This is a genomic window from Enterococcus sp. LX10 (genome assembly GCF_023539285.1).
In the GTDB taxonomy this organism is placed as follows: domain Bacteria; phylum Bacillota; class Bacilli; order Lactobacillales; family Enterococcaceae; genus Enterococcus; species Enterococcus faecalis.
Genome location: NZ_CP092784.1, coordinates 2,108,606 through 2,127,526, shown reverse-complemented (window position 1 = coordinate 2,127,526; position 18,921 = coordinate 2,108,606). Strand labels below are relative to the sequence as shown.

16 protein-coding genes and 1 riboswitch are annotated in these 18,921 nt (G+C 37.1%); of the genes, 11 read left to right on the top strand and 5 right to left on the bottom strand.

From position 1 onward, the window contains the following. The first annotated feature begins 3 nt into the window (after positions 1-3). A complete protein-coding gene (locus MKZ30_RS09945) occupies positions 4-1,173 on the top strand; it encodes an AI-2E family transporter (protein WP_002381494.1) in 1,170 nt (389 codons plus the stop codon). Positions 1,174-1,234: 61 nt separating this feature from the next. Here MKZ30_RS09945 and MKZ30_RS09940 read toward each other — a convergent pair whose 3' ends face one another. Next, positions 1,235-1,861 (bottom strand): FMN-dependent NADH-azoreductase, encoded by a 627-nt coding sequence (locus tag MKZ30_RS09940; protein WP_033600892.1) that lies wholly within the window; start codon positions 1,859-1,861, stop codon positions 1,235-1,237. Positions 1,862-2,160: 299 nt separating this feature from the next. On the opposite strand from MKZ30_RS09940, the gene licT reads away from it, so the two are divergent. The 10 genes from licT to manA all read left to right on the top strand — a co-directional run bounded on the left by licT (position 2,161) and on the right by manA (position 14,922). After that, a complete protein-coding gene (gene licT / locus MKZ30_RS09935) occupies positions 2,161-3,003 on the top strand; it encodes a BglG family transcription antiterminator LicT (protein ID WP_002359608.1) in 843 nt (280 codons plus the stop codon). A 162-nt stretch (positions 3,004-3,165) separates the two neighbouring features. Next, a complete protein-coding gene (locus tag MKZ30_RS09930) occupies positions 3,166-5,046 on the top strand; it encodes a beta-glucoside-specific PTS transporter subunit IIABC (RefSeq protein ID WP_033600894.1) in 1,881 nt (626 codons plus the stop codon). Positions 5,047-5,070: 24 nt separating this feature from the next. Continuing rightward, positions 5,071-6,516, top strand: a complete 1,446-nt coding sequence (locus MKZ30_RS09925) for a glycoside hydrolase family 1 protein (protein WP_033600895.1) — start codon at positions 5,071-5,073, stop codon at positions 6,514-6,516. Between the two features lie 181 nt (positions 6,517-6,697). Continuing rightward, entirely contained in the window at positions 6,698-7,267 is a 570-nt protein-coding gene (locus MKZ30_RS09920) for a guanylate kinase (protein ID WP_002367148.1), read from the top strand. Positions 7,268-7,414: 147 nt separating this feature from the next. Next, the gene (locus MKZ30_RS09915) at positions 7,415-8,092 is read left to right on the top strand and encodes a TetR/AcrR family transcriptional regulator (protein ID WP_002367146.1); all 678 of its coding nucleotides are present in this window, start codon (positions 7,415-7,417) and stop codon (positions 8,090-8,092) included. Between the two features lie 20 nt (positions 8,093-8,112). Beyond that, positions 8,113-9,840, top strand: a complete 1,728-nt coding sequence (locus tag MKZ30_RS09910) for an ABC transporter ATP-binding protein (protein WP_002356575.1) — start codon at positions 8,113-8,115, stop codon at positions 9,838-9,840. Continuing rightward, positions 9,837-11,705, top strand: coding sequence for an ABC transporter ATP-binding protein (locus MKZ30_RS09905; protein WP_033600896.1), 1,869 nt, complete (start codon positions 9,837-9,839; stop codon positions 11,703-11,705). The genes MKZ30_RS09910 and MKZ30_RS09905 overlap by 4 nt, the downstream gene beginning before the upstream one ends. A gap of 161 nt (positions 11,706-11,866) precedes the next feature. Beyond that, positions 11,867-12,736, top strand: coding sequence for a VOC family protein (locus MKZ30_RS09900; protein WP_033600897.1), 870 nt, complete (start codon positions 11,867-11,869; stop codon positions 12,734-12,736). A 129-nt stretch (positions 12,737-12,865) separates the two neighbouring features. Continuing rightward, on the top strand, positions 12,866-13,909 hold the full coding sequence (locus tag MKZ30_RS09895; protein WP_033600898.1) for a serine hydrolase domain-containing protein: 1,044 nt from the start codon (positions 12,866-12,868) through the stop codon (positions 13,907-13,909). A gap of 41 nt (positions 13,910-13,950) precedes the next feature. After that, positions 13,951-14,922, top strand: a complete 972-nt coding sequence (gene manA / locus MKZ30_RS09890) for a mannose-6-phosphate isomerase, class I (protein WP_002356580.1) — start codon at positions 13,951-13,953, stop codon at positions 14,920-14,922. 54 nt (positions 14,923-14,976) lie between these two features. Here manA and MKZ30_RS09885 read toward each other — a convergent pair whose 3' ends face one another. The 4 genes from MKZ30_RS09885 to MKZ30_RS09870 form a co-directional block, all read right to left on the bottom strand. After that, entirely contained in the window at positions 14,977-15,522 is a 546-nt protein-coding gene (locus MKZ30_RS09885) for an ECF transporter S component (RefSeq protein WP_033600899.1), read from the bottom strand. A 2-nt stretch (positions 15,523-15,524) separates the two neighbouring features. Then, a complete protein-coding gene (locus tag MKZ30_RS09880; protein WP_002367139.1) occupies positions 15,525-16,499 on the bottom strand; it encodes a nucleoside hydrolase in 975 nt (324 codons plus the stop codon). Positions 16,500-16,576: 77 nt separating this feature from the next. Then, positions 16,577-16,621: riboswitch (PreQ1 riboswitch) on the bottom strand. A 114-nt stretch (positions 16,622-16,735) separates the two neighbouring features. Then, positions 16,736-17,428 carry a type 1 glutamine amidotransferase gene (locus MKZ30_RS09875; protein ID WP_002356583.1) on the bottom strand — a complete coding sequence of 231 codons (693 nt, stop codon included), beginning with the start codon at positions 17,426-17,428 and terminating at the stop codon, positions 16,736-16,738. Beyond that, positions 17,418-18,770 carry a Mur ligase family protein gene (locus MKZ30_RS09870; RefSeq protein ID WP_033600900.1) on the bottom strand — a complete coding sequence of 451 codons (1,353 nt, stop codon included), beginning with the start codon at positions 18,768-18,770 and terminating at the stop codon, positions 17,418-17,420. The genes MKZ30_RS09875 and MKZ30_RS09870 overlap by 11 nt, the downstream gene beginning before the upstream one ends. Positions 18,771-18,921 lie beyond the last annotated feature (151 nt).

Here is an 18,921-nt window from a genome sequence, read left to right as displayed (position 1 = left end):
TCAATGGATAAAAAACAAACGACTGATAAACGCCTGTCTTGGTTTTGGCGTTGGTTTTTAAATAATCAAGTAGTAACAGCCTTACTGATTGTCTTATTGGTGCTGTTAATTATTCTAACTTTTACGAAAGTTTCTTATTTATTTAAGCCCGTCTGGCAGTTTTTTGGCGTTGTCGGCTTACCAGTAATTATGGCGGGGATTTTATATTATTTATTAAATCCGATTGTCGATTATTTAGAGAAAAAACAAATCTCACGTGTCTGGAGTATTATTGGCCTATTTATTTTAATTGTGGCACTACTCATTTGGGGTGGTATTGTAATCGTTCCTAAAATTCGTGAGCAATCTGTCAGCTTTGTAAATCATTTTCCTCAATATATTGATACAATTGATCAAAAATCGCAGGAAATATTAAGTGATCCACTTTTCGCGCAATTTAGAGAACAACTTGAAGCGGCAGGCGATAAAGTTGTCAGTTCGTTAGGTACCATCATTAAAAACGTCTCAACGTTCACAGTACAAGGAATTGGTAATTTCTTTGGGGCGGTGGCTACGATCTTTGTCGCCATCATTACGATGCCGTTTATTCTATTTTATTTACTGAAAGATGGCAAAAACTTAGCGCCATATTTAATGAAATTTTTACCAGTGAAGATGCGGAAACCAACCTTAAAAGTTCTTGCAGAAGTCAATGATCAAGTCTCTTCTTATATTAGAGGACAGTTAACTGTCGCTTTCGCAGTGGCAATTATGTTTATGATTGGTTTTTCTGTCATTGGCTTAGATTATGCAGTCACTTTAGGTATTGCAGCAGGCTTTTTAAATTTAATTCCTTATTTAGGGTCATTTTTAGCCATGATTCCAGCAGTCTTTTTAGGAATTGTCAGTGGGCCAGCTTTGTTAATTAAAGTCTTGATTGTTTTTGCCATTGAGCAAACGGTCGAAGGTCGGTTTATTTCACCACTTGTCCTAGGCAGTCAGTTATCCATTCATCCAGTCACCATTTTGGTTGTTTTATTAACGTCTGGTAAACTATTTGGGATTGTCGGGGTGATTTTAGGAATTCCTGTTTATGCCGCAGCTAAGGTGATAATTACACACATTTTTGAGTGGTACCAAATTGTTTCCGGTTTGTATGATGAAGATAAGCCAGATCAACAAGAATCTACGTAACAAAAGAGACAAGCAGTGAACGAACTGCTTGTCTCTTTTTGATGTAAATCACTCGGAAAATTTAGAATGTTTTACCGTATTCAGTTGCTTTGATCATAGCAGTATTTAAAAGTTCTTCCGCACGATCAGGGAAATGATCGATTCCTTCGATGAATAATCCGTCGACTTGATCAACACCAATAAAGTTTAGAATCGCTTTAATGTATTGAGAAGCAAAATCTTTTCCTTCGTAGAAGCCGCCATTTGATTGGATGTGTAAGGCTTTTTTACCACTTGTTAGAGGTTTTGGTCCTTCTGCAGTATATTGGAATGTTTTTCCAGCAACGTTGATTGTATCTACCCAAGCTTTTAAGCGTGTCGGTACGTTTAAGTTCCACATTGGATTAGCAATTACTACTTTGTCTGCAGATAAAAATTGATCAGTTAATTCATTAAAACGAGCCACTTTTTGTTGTTGGTTTTCGCTTAATGTTTCAAATGCTGCGCCAGCGCGAAGTGCACCCCAAGCAGATAATAATTCTTCATCGATTTCCGGCATGTTTGTTTCTGGTGCATAAACATCTAAAATTTCGATTTCGTCTGATGGATTTGTTTCACGGTATGAAGCTAAAAATGTTTCTAACGCACGAACTGAGCGTGATTCTTCTTTTGTTAATGGATGTGCTTTAACAACTAATAATTTTGACATTGTGTAATCTCCTTAAAATAAATAGTTTAAAAATTCAACATCTCTATTTTACTAATAAAAAGTAAGAGAAAGCAAGTCTTTTTTTTACTTTTAGTAAACTTTTTTTAAAATGGATCAAAAGAGTAAAAAATAAATAAAAATATTTTTTGGAAAGGCTTGCATATTAAAAAAAAGCGTGCTATTATTACTTTGTAAATAAGGATTGTTACTGCTTTGCAGGCAAAACCAGAGTCTTCCATTAACACAATCAGTGGAGGGATTCTGGGCTTTTTTTATAAAAAAGTGAGGTTTCATTCATCATGAGGATTGAAAAAGTTTTAAATAATAATGTCGTGCTTTCAAGAAATGAGCAAGGCGAAGAAATTGTTTATATGGGACGCGGCTTAGCCTTTCAAAAGAAGATTGGAGACACGATCAATCCAGATTATGTTGAAAAGGAATTCGTGTTAAAGGACTCCGCTATGGCAGGGCAATTCCAGCAGCTGTTTGAAGACGTCCCCACCAAAGAAGTAGAAGTCGTCAAACAAATCGTTGATTTAGCAGAAACAACGCTAGCGATTGAGCTTTCATCAAATATTTATTTAACTTTAACGGATCATATTCACTATGCGTTACTTCGAGCCAAAGAAGGAATTGATATTCCGAATCCTCTTGTATTCGAAACACGCAAATTTTATCCTAAAGAATTTGAAATCGCAAAGCAAGCATTAGCGATTATTGCTGAAAAGCTAGGGGTTCAATTTTCAGAAAATGAAGCGGGCTTCATTGCTTTTCATATTGTGAATGCTGAACAAGGAAATGGCAATATGGAAGTTACCATGGAAGCAACCAAGATGGTTCGTGATATTTTAACGATTATTAGTCGCTACTTTGGACAGGTGTTTGATGAAGATTCATTGAACTATCAACGAATTGTTACACATCTTCAATATTTTGCGCAACGTTATTTAAAACAAGAAGCGCATGATGAGGAGGACGAATTTCTTTTTGCATTGGTCCAAGGAAAGTATCCTAAGGCGTTTCAAGCGGTCCAACGTATTAATGAGTATTTATTAAAAAGCTATGATCGACCAATTGATCAAGCGGAAATGATTTATTTAACCATTCATATCCAAAGAGTGGTCAATGATAAAAAAGCATAACAACCAATAATCGCGGATTGTTACTGATAATGCAGGCAAAACCTAGATTGAAAAAAACGATAACGATTTTCGCAGACTGCGCAGCTGTGAAGAGAAGGATCTGGCTCTTTTTCAATGTAGGTTTTTTTGATATTAAAAATTAATGGAAATGAGGATCTAGAGATGAGTAAAAATCAAGAAATTGCAGCACGTGTGTTAAAAGCTGTTGGGGGCGAAGGCAACGTTAATAGTGTTGTTCACTGTGCTACGCGCTTACGTTTTAAATTAAAAGATGAGAATAAAGCAGATACAGCTGCATTGAATGCTGACCCAGATGTTATTCAGGTAGTTCAAAGTGCAGGACAATATCAAGTGGTTATTGGCAGTCACGTTAGTGATGTCTATAAGGATTTGATGGCCAACAGTGGACTAGGTAATGATTCTGATAATAGAGAAAAAGAAAGTGGCGGAAATATTTTTAACCGTTTAATTGATATTATTTCTTCTATTTTTACACCGTTTTTAGGTGCAATGGCCGGCGCTGGGGTTCTAAAAGGCTTCTTAACATTAGCTGTAACTATGGGCTGGTTAGCTGACACTTCAGGCGTATATCTTGTTCTCTTTTCGATTGCAGATGGCTTATTTACTTTCTTACCAATTATGTTAGCGTTTACGGCTGCTAAAAAATTCAATACTAATCCCTTTTTAGCGGTTGCTTTGGCGATGGCCTTAGTTCATCCCAGCATTACTGCTTTAGCAGGCAAAACAATTAGCTTTGCTGGTCTTCCAGTGATTATTGGGCCAAGTGGCTATACTTCTTCGGTTTTACCAATTATTTTGGCTGTTTTTGCACAAAGTTATGTAGAACGTTTCTTCAAAAAAGTAATTCCGAGTTTTCTACAAATTATCTGCGTTCCGTTAGCTGTTTTCCTTATTATGGCACCTGTTACCTTCTTAGCTATTGGTCCTATCGGGACGGTCATCGGCGATTGGTTGGGACAAGGATACAACGCAATTTACGCTTTTAGTCCAATTATCGCAGGGTTATTAATGGGTTCGTTGTGGCAAGTCTTGGTAATGTTTGGTATGCATTGGGGCTTTGTACCAATTATGATGTTAAACTTAACACAAGGTGGCGATACGATGGTACCAATGTTATTACCAGCCGTTATTGCACAAGGCGGGGCTGCTTTAGCTGTCTTTTTCTTAACAAAAAATGTGAAACTAAAAGGTTTGGCTTTGTCTTCAAGTATTACGACTATTTTTGGAATTACTGAACCAACTGTATATGGCGTGACTTTACCATTGAAAAAACCATTTATTGCAGCTTGTATTGGTGGCGGTATCGGTGGAGCATTTGTGGCTATGAATCACGTGAAAAACTTTACGTTTGGCTTGGTTAGTATGTTGAGCTTGCCTGGCTTTATTCCTGCAGAGACAAAAGATACTGCACCGATGATTACTGGTGCAATTGGTGCCGGAACTGCCTTTATCATTGCGTTTGTCTTAACGTTTGTCTTACGTTTTGAAGATCAACCTAATCCAGAAACAGCAACTGAAAAAACAGCAACTGATAAGATGGTGGCACCTGTAAAAACGAATCAAGAAGACAAAATTATTTTAGCAAGTCCACTTCAAGGTGAAATTTTACCGCTAGAAAAAGTACAAGACCCTGTTTTTGCTTCAGGTGCTTTAGGAAAAGGTGTTGCAATTGAGCCGACTGAAGGCAAACTGTATGCACCCGCAGATGGTGAAATCACCACATTATTTCCGACAGGACATGCTGTTGGCTTGACGACAACAGAGGGCGTTGAATTATTAATGCATATTGGCATGGATACAGTCGAATTAGATGGTAAAGGCTTTGAATTATCAGTGAAACAAGGTGATTCTGTTAAAAAAGGAGATTTGCTGGTTACTTTTGATATTGCTGCCATTAAAGAAGCTGGTTATCCAGTAGTTACACCGATTGTGGTAACGAATACGAATGATTATTTAGATGTTTTGGATATGAACCAAACAGACGTGTTACATGGTGAAGACTTTTTAGCCATTATTAAATAAAAGACAATTGGAGGAGGAACAAGTATGACAACAACGACAAAATTTCCAAAAGGATTTTTATGGGGCGGTGCGACCGCAGCCAATCAATTAGAAGGGGCTTACTTAGCCGACGGTAAAGGTTTATCTGTGGCAGATGCGATGCCGGGAGGAAAACAACGTTTCGCTATTTTAGGAGATGAAGCGTTTGATTGGACGATTGACGAAACGAAATATCGCTACCCTAATCATACAGGAATTGATCACTATGATCGCTTTAAAGAGGACATTGCGTTGTTTGCTAAAATGGGCTTCAAATGTTATCGGTTTTCAATTGCGTGGTCGCGTATTTTTCCACAAGGAGATGAAACACAACCGAATGAAGCCGGCTTGAAATTTTATGATGCGGTTATCGATGAATGTTTAAGCTATAACATTGAACCAGTAATTACGATTTCTCATTATGAAATGCCACTGCATTTAGCGAAAGAATACGGCGGGTGGAAAAATCGTCAATTAGTTGACTTTTATGAACGTTTTGCGGAAACTGTTTTAACACGTTACCACCAAAAAGTTAACTATTGGATGACATTCAATGAAATTAATTCAGCTTTTCATTTTCCAGCACTTAGTCAAGGATTGGTAAAAAGCAATGGAGCCAATGATTATCAAAACATTTTCCAAGCATGGCATAATCAATTTGTTGCAAGTAGTAAAGCTGTAAAAATTGGCCATGAATTAAATCCAGAATTAAAAATTGGATGTATGATTATTTATGCAACAACGTATGGCATTGATTCGAATCCAGTCAATCAAGTTGCTACAATGATTGAAAACCAAGAGTTTAATTATTATTGTACAGATGTTCAAGTTCGTGGTGAATATCCAACATACGCAGAACGCATATATCAAAAATATGCTGTGAAAGACTTAGTCATTGAAGAAGGCGATTTAGAATTATTAAAAGAATACCCAGTGGATTACATTGGCTTTAGTTATTATATGTCGACTGCTGTCGATGTTACTGGTACTACCAACGATACAGCAAATGGGAATCTTTTAGGCGGCGTTAAAAATCCCTTCTTAGAAGCAAGTGAATGGGGTTGGCAAATTGATCCCGAAGGCTTACGAATTGCCCTAAATGAATTATATAATCGTTATCAAAAACCTTTATTTATTGTGGAAAACGGCTTAGGTGCAATTGATAAAGTAGACGAAAATTTCTATGTGGCAGACGACTATCGGATTGATTATTTACGTCGTCATATTGAAGCAATGGCAGAAGCAGTTGCAGATGGCGTCGATTTAATGGGCTATACGCCGTGGGGCTGTATTGATTTAGTCAGTGCTTCCACAGGTGAAATGAGTAAACGGTATGGGTTTATTTACGTTGATTTAGACGATGAAGGAAATGGTACTAAAAACCGTTATGAAAAAAAATCGTTTAATTGGTACAAACAAGTTATCGAAACTAATGGACAAAACTTAGACTAGTTATTGTAATTAAACAAAACAAGATAAGCGTAGCAGGTTGTTGCTTCTGTTCCCGCCGTCTATTAATTTTTAAGCTTGGGCCAAAAATCTAAAGTGATTTTTGGCCCAAGCTCTTTTTTGTCAATTTTTCAAAATAGTGCACAATACGTTATAATAGAAACAACTGAGAGGAGCGTTTCTAATGATTAAGCAATTACAACATCCATTTTTTGTTATTATGGGTCCTAGTGGTTCTGGCAAGACCGCAATTACAAGTAAGGTTTTTCCGAAAAACTATAAAGTTATCTCGCATACTACGAGGAAAAAACGGTTGGATGAAGTGGATGGTGTGGATTACTATTTTGAAACAAAAGCAAGTTTTCAAACCTTGATTGAAACCAATCAGTTAGTGGAGTATGATTTTTACCATGGAAACTATTACGGTGTCGGTGTAGCTGCCATCGTTGAAACAACGAAAGAGCATCCAGCCTATAATGCGTTAACTTTTCCAGGCTTTCAAGCGGTCTTTGAGCGTTTTGGTGAGTCCGTCATTCCAGTTTTTTTTGACGTTTCAAAAGAAAATATTTATCAACGTTTAAAGCAACGAGAATCTGATCCTAAAATTATTGAAGAACGTTTAAACCTTTATGATCAAGAAATTCTTATCAAAAACCAATTGGAACAATATCCTAATTATCAACGAATAGATGCCAATGGACCTATAAAAGAGGTCGCTGGCTTGTTACAAGAATGCATCAAACACTATTATTAATCAAGCAACTGGTGAGACAGAATCTAACATCAATTTTGTCTTGCTAGGTGCTTGATTTTTTTTGTAAAAAACTTGCATTCTGAATAGAGAGTGCTATAATGACATGGTGTCATATGACAATGTGTCATAAAAGGGAGGAACACAAATATGCCTACGAATACGTTTTTTCATTTGCCAGAAGAAAAGCAACAACGCTTATTAGATGCTGCGCAAATTGAATTTTCGCGCCATTCTTTACAAGAAGCGTCAATTGCAAATATTGTTAAATTAGCGGAAATTCCTCGCGGTAGCTTTTATCAATATTTTGAGAACAAAGAAGATTTGTATTTTTATTACTTTGCGACATTAAGAAAAAATAGTGAACGAGATTTAGAGAAACAAATTATTGCAGAAAATGGTGATTTAATCGAAGCCATGGATGTCTATTTCTCCAAAATGATTGTCGAAGTGCTAACTGGAGAGAATGCTTCTTTCTATCGGAATTTATTTGTCAACATGGATTATCGTGCTTCACGTCGGGTGACGGATAATTTAGCGACTGGAGAAGAGGAAAAAAATAGGAAACAGCACTGTCATAAGCATAGAGGAAGAAAAGGCCATGCTGCCTATGCAGAACATCTTTATCAAATAATTGATCGTTCGAAATTAACCATTGAAACGCCAAAAGAATTCACATGGTTCATGCAGACGGCGATGCATGCCGTTTTCTCAACAATTGTTGATGGGTATCGTCAACAAAGAGAAAATACTGCCTATGATTCAACTGAAGCAGTCAAACAATTAAAAATGAAATTAAATTGGTTGAAAAATGGCGCTTATAAGTAGCAAAAAGGAGGAGAAGTTAGTTGATTAAACTAGTCAAACGGATGTCGTTATGGTCGGTCTTTGCAGCGGTTTTATTTATGATCGTGCAAATTATCGCAGATTTATATCTGCCCACATTAACATCTAATATCATTAATGACGGTGTTGCTAAAGGAGATATTAACTATATTTGGAGTACAGGAGTTGTCATGTTAGGCTTTTCTTTGATTAGCATTGTCGCTTCTATTGGAAATACCTTTTTTGCCACCAAAGAATCACAAAGTTTAGGTAAAAAATTACGGACCGATATTTATCGAAAAGTTGAAAATTTTTCTAATAATGAATTTGACAAATTTGGGACAGCTTCGCTAATTACACGAACAACCAATGATGTCAATCAGATTCAAATGGTTATGCAAATGTTTTTACGTTTAATGATTAACGCACCTTTAACGTTAATTGGTGCAAGTTTTATGGCGTATAACAAGGACCCACAATTAACGAAAATTTTTCTATATGTTTTACCAATTATGGCTGTTTTAGTGGGCGGTATCATGTTTTTAGCGGTTCCGTTATTTAAAAGCATGCAAAAGAAAACAGACCGTTTAAATTTAGTTTTTCGTGAAGGACTGACAGGGGTTCGTGTGATTCGGGCCTTTGGCAAAGCAAACTATGAAGAACAACGTTTTGATGAAGCTAATAAGGATTATACACAAACGGCGATTAAAGTGAATACGATTGTCGCTTTGATGATTCCTTTAATGACACTCATTATGAGTGGTACCAATATTGCAATCACCTGGTTTGGCGGTCATTATATTGCGGAAATGCAACTAGAAGTAGGGAACTTAATCGCCTTTATGACTTATGCCATGCAAATTCTGATGAGTTTCATGATGTTATCTATGATTTTTGTCATGGTACCGCGGGCGCAAGCTTCTGCTGATCGGATTAATGAGGTGCTAAATACTGATTCAGAAATCAAAGATGTACCCAATCCAGAACTACTCTCTCTAAAAGGCGACAAAGCAACATTGGCATTTGAACATGTTAATTATCGTTACCAGCATGCTGAAAACTTAGCACTGGAAGATATAGATTTTTCAGCAAAATCTGGGGAGACGGTCGCGATTATTGGTGGGACTGGTTCTGGGAAAACAACGCTGGTTAATCTTTTACCACGTTTTTATGATGTTGAATCTGGCAAAATTTTGCTAAATGGTAAAAACATTAAAGATACGTCACAGCATAATTTACGAGAAATGATTGGCTTTGTACCGCAAAAGGCTGTTTTATTTACAGGAACGATTCGTGAAAATATGCAATACGGCGCCCCAAATGCGACCGATGAAGAAATTTGGCAAGCTTTAGAAATCGCGCAGGCGAAGGCGTTTGTTTCAGAATTGGCAGAAGGTTTGGATAGTCATGTCGAACAAGGCGGCGGTAATTTTTCTGGCGGACAACGCCAGCGGTTGGCTATTGCTCGTGCTTTAGTAAAACCAGCAGATGTCTATGTTTTTGATGATTCCTTTTCTGCATTGGATTTCAAAACAGATGCTAATTTAAGAAAAGCCTTAAAAGAGCAGATGACGGATGCAATTGTCGTTTTAGTGGCTCAACGTGTAAGTACGGTTATGGAAGCATCGACAATTTTAGTATTAGACGAAGGGAAATTAGTTGGTAAAGGAACGCATGAAGAGTTATTAGCGAATAACCAAACGTATCAAGAAATTGTACATTCTCAATTGAGAGAGGAGGACCTTGCATGAGTAGTCGACCAAAAGGCGGACCAATGGGCGGTGGACCAGGACGCAACATTGGCGCAAAAGGGCCAAAACCAAAAAATTTCTGGAAAACAGTGAAACGTTTATTTCGATACATGTCTAAACGAATGCTGTCAATTATTGCTGTCTTAGTGTTAGCAATCGCAGCCGTCGTTTTCCAAATCCAAACACCAAAAGTATTAGGACAGGCAACAACTGAAATTTTTAAAGGCGTCATGAAAGGCGCTGCTGAAATGAAACAAGGCTTAAAAATAACTTCTTTCCCAATTGATTTTGACAAAATCGGTCAAATTTTATTAATTGTTATTGCCATGTACCTTATTTCTGCTGTCTTTAATTTCTTACAGCAAGTAATTATGACACGTGTTTCACAGCGAACAGTTTATGAATTACGTCAAGAATTAGAAGCGAAAATGAACAAAGTTCCAATTTCCTATTATGATACTCATAGTAATGGGGACATCATGTCGCGGGCAATTAACGACATGGATAATATTGCGAGTACTTTACAGCAAAACTTAACCCAATTAATTACCAGTATCGTGACATTTGTGGGTGTACTTTGGATGATGCTGACCATTAGCTGGCAGTTAACACTAATTGCTTTAGCAACAGTGCCATTAAGTTTAATTGTTGTGATGGTTGTGGCGCCTCGCTCGCAAAAACATTTTGCGGCTCAACAAAAAAGCTTAGGATTATTGAATAACCAAGTCGAAGAAACCTACGGTGGTCACGTAGTAGTAAAAAGTTTCAACCACGAAGAAAGTGATCAAGAAGTATTTGAAAAAGAAAATGAAAAATTATACCATGCTGGTCGCAAAGCACAATTTATTTCAGCGATCATTATGCCTTTAATGAACTTTATCAAAAATCTAGGCTATGTGTTTGTTGCAGTCCTTGGTGGCGTAAAAGTAGCGAATGGTATGATGGATTTAGGGGATGTCCAAGCATTTCTTCAATATACCAATCAATTTTCACAACCGATTACTCAAATCGCTAATTTAATGAATACAATCCAAGCTACGGTGGCTTCGGCAGAACGTGTCTTTGAAGTATTAGATGAAGAAGAAATGGTTGATGCACCTTCTGGCGTACCAGTGGAAACAGATAGTCCTTATCGTGTTTCTTTTGAACATGTTGCTTTTGGCTATTCACCAGAGAAATTATTAATGAAAGATTTCAATTTAAATGTTAAACCTGGGGAAATGGTCGCAATCGTGGGCCCAACAGGTGCTGGGAAAACAACCCTAATTAACTTATTGGAACGCTTCTATGATATTAGTAGCGGCAGCATCAAATATGATGGCGTAGATACGCGCGATTTGTCTCGCGAAGAGTTGAGAGCACACTTTTCAATGGTTCTTCAAGATACTTGGTTGTTCACTGGAAGTATCTATGACAATATTCATTATGGTAATGACCAAGCGAGCGAAGAAGAAGTGATCCGTGCGGCGAAAGCAGCCCATGTGGATGATTTTGTCAGAAAATTACCAGAAGGCTATCAAACGATTCTAAATGAAGAAGCCAGCAATATTTCTCAAGGTCAACGACAATTAATTACAATTGCTCGAGCATTCTTAGCAAATCCAGACGTTTTAATTTTGGATGAAGCCACCTCAAGTGTGGACACTCGAACAGAAATACTGATTCAAGCAGCAATGAATCGTTTATTGGAGAATCGGACCAGCTTTGTAGTCGCTCATCGCTTGTCGACTATCCGTGATGCCGATACGATTATCGTTATGGCAGAAGGTTCAATTGTAGAAACAGGAACCCACGATGAATTAATGGCGAAAAACGGTTTTTATGCTGATTTATATAACAGTCAGTTTTCAGAAGAAGTAGCCTAAAAGGCGAAGAAAAAAATAGTAATTCATGATGGGGCTGAAGGAGCTATAGTCGTAAAGACTGGTTCCTGAAGCCTTATTTTTTTAACAAAAAGTTAGCGAAATTGAAAAATTTCTATTTTCTTTTGAGAAAAACAGGATATTACTTGATGAAATAGCAAGAGATGTATAAAATGGGAGAGAAGAAAATGGAGGTAACAGAAAAAATGACTGAATTTCAATTAGAAAAAGCTGCGACATTAAAAACAATTGCCATTCGTGCGAAAAAAGTTGGCGAAATGGTCGACTTTTATAAAAAAGTAATGGGTTTTGTTTTAAAGTCAGAAGAAAATAACCTGTCTATCTGGGGTACACGTGAAGCAGGAACGCAATTATTAATTTTAGAAGAAACTAGAAAAGCCGAAGATTTTCATAATGAAGAAAAGCAAATGGCTTATTTTTCAATTAAAGTTCCTACGGAAAAAGAATTTTTACAAATTGCTCAACGAGTGCTTGAACAAGACTATCCAATTGATGAAAGTTTCCAAATTGGCACACGTCAAAGCATGTTCATTACTGATCTTGAAGGCAATCAATTTGAGATTTTTCACCATGAAGCAACAGCAAATTCGACTTCTGAAAAGCAACCGATTGTGCTTAAAGATCTTATCAGTGAGGACTTAGAGCCACATCAAGGGTTAGCCGCGGGCTCATATTTAGCGCATGTGCAATTAAAAACAAACAATCAAAAAGAAATAAAAGCATACTATGAGGAAGTTCTGGGTTTAAAACGCAATGAAAAAGATCAATTTGTTTTAGAAGATGGCAAAGCAACCATTGGATTTCAAAAACCTGAAACAAGTGAAGTGGATCAATTACCTGATCCACACTTAGGTTTAGATTTCTTTACCATTAAGCTCTCTGATCAAGACCATATTTTAGCAATGGAGCAACAATTAACGGCAAAAAATCAAGAGTTCTTTATTGACCAGAAAAAAGCGATTGTCACTGTGTTTGATCCAATTGGCTTGGAATGGTGGTTTGTCTTAAAATAAACGCTTAGACAGACAAAATAAGCTTGTTTTAGCAAGTCTGGAATAAAGTCGGAATAAAAGTTTAACGCTACTTTTGTTCGGGACTTATTCTAGACTTTTCCTTTAATATTAAAAATAGAAGGTGAAAAAATGTACGAAAAAACAAAGTGGAAAATTCAAAAAATGATGAAAAAAGGTGTTTTTTCGGGCGCTAGTTTTTGTTTCATTGAAGGTGAAAAAGAGGAGAGCAATTGTTGGGGACTCGCACAAGTAAAACCCACCAAAGAACAATTAACCTCGGCCATGCTGTTTGATGTGGCTTCTTTAACCAAAGTAGTCGGCACCACCACCGTTATTTTGCAATTAGTGGAAGAAGGAAAAATTATTCTAGATCAATCATTACAAACTTATTATCCCTCTTTTCAAGATTCTAACATTACAATCCGGCATTTGTTGACACATACGGCAGATTTACAAGGCTATATTCCTAATCGTGATCAGCTGAATGCCCAAGAATTAAAAGACGCCTACAATCATTCATTTCACGCAGGCAAAGCAATAGGTAAAAAAGTCGTCTATACAGATGCAGGGACTATTTTATTAGGCTTTATGTTAGAAGAAATGTTCCAGCAATCAATGATAGAAATTTTATCTGAGCGAGTATTGCTTCCTTTAGGGATGAACGAAAGTACGTTTCTACCAAAGAATCCTTTAAACTGTGTGCCAACAGAATTACATGAACAACGAGGGTTGATTCGAGGTACAACCCATGATCCTAAGGCATTTGTTTTACGGGAACATGCAGGGAATGCTGGCTTGTTTAGCAATGTCTATGATTTAACAAAATTTGTTCGAATGTATTTAAATCGAGGCAGTTATCACAATCACCAATTCTTGAAAAAAGAGACAATTGATTTGTTACTAGTTAACCAAGTGCCAACTGCAGATAAACCACGTTCTCTAGGCTGGGATTTTAAATATGATGTAGCTACGCAACGGCCATTATTATTCCATACAGGCTATACAGGCACTTTTTTGCTAATTGATGTGCAACAACAATCAGCGTTTATCTTTTTATCTAATCGAGTCCATCCAGAGGACCACCGGAACACTTATATCGAAGAAAGAGATCAGTTGTTGGCAACCTATTTAAAAGAGAAATCATCAGTTTCAGATGAAATGACTAGTTTTTAGTGATATAATGAGAGCGAATTCAATTTGGGAGGTCACAGTCAATGCAAGAACCATTATTTTTACAACCTGTTTTTCAAGAAAAAATTTGGGGCGGCAATCGTCTACACACGCTATTTGGTTTCGATTTACCGAGCGATAAAATTGGTGAAGATTGGGCCATCAGTGCACATCCACATGGCGTTAGTACTGTTTTAAATGGCGAATTTAAAGGAAAAAAATTAGATGAATTGTGGGCAGACCATCAAGAGCTATTCGGCCATGCAGGTGGTGCTGTCTTTCCATTATTAACGAAAATTTTAGATGCTGAAGATGATTTATCCGTGCAAGTTCATCCCGATGATGCATATGGCCAAAAACATGAAGGCGAGCTAGGCAAAACTGAATGTTGGTACATTATTGATGCAGAACCTGGCGCTGAAATCATTTATGGACATCACGCGAAAACAAAAGAAGAACTTGCAGAAATGATTGAAGAAGGTCGTTGGGACGATCTTTTAAGAAAAGTACCAGTGAAAAAAGGCGATTTTTATTATGTACCAAGCGGCACTATTCATGCCATCGGCTCGGGTATTTTAATTTTAGAAACGCAACAAAGCAGTGATACTACGTATCGGGTTTATGATTATGATCGAACAGATGATCAAGGAAAGACCCGGGAATTGCATATTCAACAATCCATTGATGTGACAACCGTTCCGGCGAAGGATCCTGACCTCTCTATTCAACAAGAAAATCAAGGACAATCAAGCATTGTTACTTATGTAAAAACAGATTTCTTTAATGTCTATGAGTGGCGTGTCAGTGGGATTCTAAAAGTTAAAAAACAAGCACCTTATACATTAGCAACAGTTATTGAAGGTGTTGGTCGATTGATTACAGAAGATGCTGCAAAAGCAGATGTGGCTACTTTTGATTTGAAAAAAGGCGATAGCTTTATCTTTCCAACAGATATTCCGAGCTGGCGTTTTGAAGGTGATCTAACGATTATAGCTTCAGAACCTGGTAGTCGCTAAAAAAAGAGGGGATCATCAACAGATGATTTCCTCTTTTTTTGGCATTAAAACAGTTTATTTTGTTATAAAGGAACGTTTAGGTAAGGCAGCGATAACAGCTGTGACGATGATGACTGATAGTAGACGATCCCCGTAATCTGTTATCAATTGAACCAACAGGACGCTTGCTAACTGATTGAAGCCTAAACCATATAAAAATTGGACAATTATGCTGGAGCCAGCAGAAGTAATTCCACCAAATAAACAAACTGTAATCAAGGAAGAAATCACTGTTCCTGGTATCGTTAACCACAACGTTTTAAATGGTAATTTGGGTACTTTTAACTGCTGATGAAGGAGCAAGCCTGCTAAAATTCCTGTGCAGAGTTGGACAGGTGAATAATACAGAGAAAAGATATCCGTTGTCAATCCAGTTAGTAGACTTGTTAAAATACCTGTCAGTGCGCCAAAGAGTGGGCCTAATAACGCACCTGTAAAAATAGTTCCCGCGCTATCAAGATAAATTGGTAAACGAAGGAGTAACGCAATGGTACTGCCAAGGTAATTTAAAGCAACACTAAAAGCGATAATTGTAATGATTCGTGGTGTTATTTTTTTCATGGTTATCCCATCCTTAAATTTTTGAAATCTCTTTCGATCTCATCTATTTGTACATTTAAAAGAATGGATAGAAACTTCACGAAAAACTGTTGACTATCAACCGTAGTCAAGACATGACAATTAGCTGGTTGCTGCTGGAAATGATACTGATCGATCATTGATTGCCCCATAGCAATGCCGTCAGGAACAATTTGTCCGTAACTGGAAAAGCCTTGGCAGAGCGTAGGATCAATAAAATAAGCAACCGCTAAGGGATCGTTGATAACACACCCTAAAATACGTTCATATTTCCAATGAAAATCAAAATAAAATTGAGTAATCTCGGCGAGGTAATTCCCCATTTTGGGGTTGAGTCGTTGACAATAATTGAGAATTGTTGGTGTAAAAACAATTTCTCGCGTGACATCTAAGCCGACCATCTCGATTTTTGCACCTAATTCCTCAAAAACCCAAGCTGCTGCATCAGGATCACACCAATAATTAAATTCTGCAACAGGAGAGCAATTGCCGTGGCTTTTAAAGGTACCACCCATTGAGACAAAACGTTGAAGATTTCGCCCCAGAAGAGGTTCTTTTTTTAAAGCCAACGCAATATTTGTTAAAGGACCAAGGGCAATGATTGAGCAATCGGTAGCTTGTTGAAAGGTTTGTGCTAAATAGTCAGCAGCGGAAAGCGCTTGTGCTTGGATTTTGCTAGTTCTGGGGAAATAAGTTTCACCTAAACCATCCATGCCATGTGTATCTTGTGCACTAACAAATGGCCGTTTTAAAGGGCTAGCAGCCCCTTGGTAGACAGGAATATCTAAGCGATTAACTTTTTCTAAACATTTAAAAACATTTCCCACGCCAATTTCCACAGGGACATTTCCACAAACAACTGTAATCGCTTGGACATCTAGCTCTGGTGAAGCAAGTGCATACAAGAGAGCAAGCGTGTCATCAATTCCAGGATCACAATCAATAATTACTTTTTGCATTTTTTCCAATCCTCCTTTTTCGTTAACTGCAAATGATAACTCTTGTTAAAAAAGCTATGACTTGAGTTAGTATTGAGAGATACTTAGTTTTTTATTCTGGGAAGTTTCCGAACCAGTCCGAGAAATTCTCGATTTTAAATGCACCTCTTTATCTTACTATATTTTGTAAAGATGTAAATAGTTGTCGGAGAAATGAAAAAGAATCTAGTCCTATATGTAGGAACTAGATTCTTCTTTTATTTATAAAGCGTTTCAGGAATAGCGATCGGTTCACCATATTTTTTCTCTAAAGCGGTCCGAATTAACCGAATCCCTAGATTTTTGTTGCGTGCTAAGATTGGACCGTGGAAGTAGGAGCCAAACACATTTTTATAGACAACGCCTTCGCCATTATCTTGACCGTTATTGCCTTTGCCTTGTTTGACTGTTCCTAAAGGTCGTTCACCTTCGCCTAAAAAAGTCATGCCATTATGATTTTCAAAACCATAATACGTTTCATCAAATTCTTCATTATAAATTTCGATATCACCAATGAAACGATTGTTGTCTTGGCTCAAAGTGTAATGATCTAATGCACCGATTCCTTTAATTTTTTCGCCTTGTGCGCCGACATAGTAATGTCCTAGAAGTTGATAACCACCACAGATAGCTAACAAGACGCCATCATTTTCAATATAAGAAGTCAAAGCTTCTTTTTTATTCTGAATGTCTTCTGAGATGATCAATTGCTCGAAGTCTTGACCGCCACCAACAAAGACTAAATCATATTTTTCGGGATCAAACGGTTCGTAGATACTGATAATTTCTGATCGGAAGGTAACGCCCATTTTTTCGGTTAAATATTTAAGCATCAATAAATTTCCGTTATCTCCGTAAGTATTTAATAAGTTGCCATATAAATGACAAACGACTAATTCTTTAGACACCATTCATTCCCCCTTGAATATACCCTTGGGCTGTTAATGATTTTCTTAATTGCAAAACAGCAGTATAGGTTGCCAAAATATAGACATGATCTGTCGGCAACGTTTTAATTTCTGAAATTACTTGCTCTAAATCAGCAATTTCTAGTAATTTTTCTTCAGGAATACCCGCAACTTTTAAACGCAAGGCCATATCTTCATGGCGATCACCGCCAGCAATTACTTTTGGAATGTCCATATCAGCAAAGGCTTCATGATTACCATCCCAAATCCAACTGACATCAATTCCATCTGCATAATTAGCATTTAATAATGAAACCAGCGAGAAAGAGTAAGGGGCTAAGCCCATCATATCAATGACCTGATTTAAACCAACGGGATTTTTTACTAAAACTAACGTACATTCTTTATCGCCAACTTTAATGGTTTCTTGACGCCCAAAAACTTTTTCATCATAAGCTAAACCTGCTCGGATTTTATCTGGTGCCACCTGATAATATTCTGCTACCGCTGTGGCTGCTAGCGCATTATAAACATTGTACATCCCACCAACAGCAATGCCGTATTCTTCGCCATCAATCACAAAATCAGCAGATGTGTTATCCATCCGGACCATTTCCGTTAACTGTACATCCAATTCAGGGCGTTTGAAGCCACAATTTGGGCAATAGTAATCACCTAAATTAGCATACGTAATCATTTTATAATGAAGAATATGATTACATTTTGGACATAAAACCCCATCTGTATTGTAATGAGCCAATTGCTCTTTCGGTGGTAAATGATTAAATCCATAGTATTTGCGAGGATTTACAGTTTCTTTTGAATTAAAAATTGGCGAATCACCATTGCACAAAATAGTTGCTTCAGGAGCAGCGGCGGCGCCTTCCATAATTAAGCGATAGGTCGTATAAATTTCACCATAGCGATCCATTTGGTCGCGGAAAATATTCGTAAAAACAAATAATTTTGGTTGAATATATTTAGTGACACGGCTTAAACTTGCTTCATCAATTTCTAACACCGCAAATTTCTTTTGTCCTTTTTTCGCCTTGGTATTTAAAAAAGTAGAGACAATTCCTTGCTCCATGTTAGCACCAGTTGGATTTGTTAATACCTCATCAAATTCTTGGCGTAAAATGTTAACAGTTAAAGCAGTTGTCAATGTTTTACCGTTCGTTCCAGTGACTACGACAATTTCATAGTCTTTTGCCAATGTATCTAAAATTTTAGGATCGATTTTTAGGGCTAATTTCCCTGGGTAGCTACTGCCGCCTTTAAAAAATGTTTGTAAAACCCATTGCGAAGTTTTTCCTGCAGCAATTGCTAAATGACTTCGAATCCCCATTTGTTGTCCCCCAATTTCTATATCTTTAATTTTTCGTTATTTTAAATTAAACTCAATCTATCATACCATAACTAAAATAAAAAATTAATTCCTTTTACTTTTTCTTACTATTATTTAAAAAGTCTTTTAGAAAAAGTAGAATAGTGAAGGA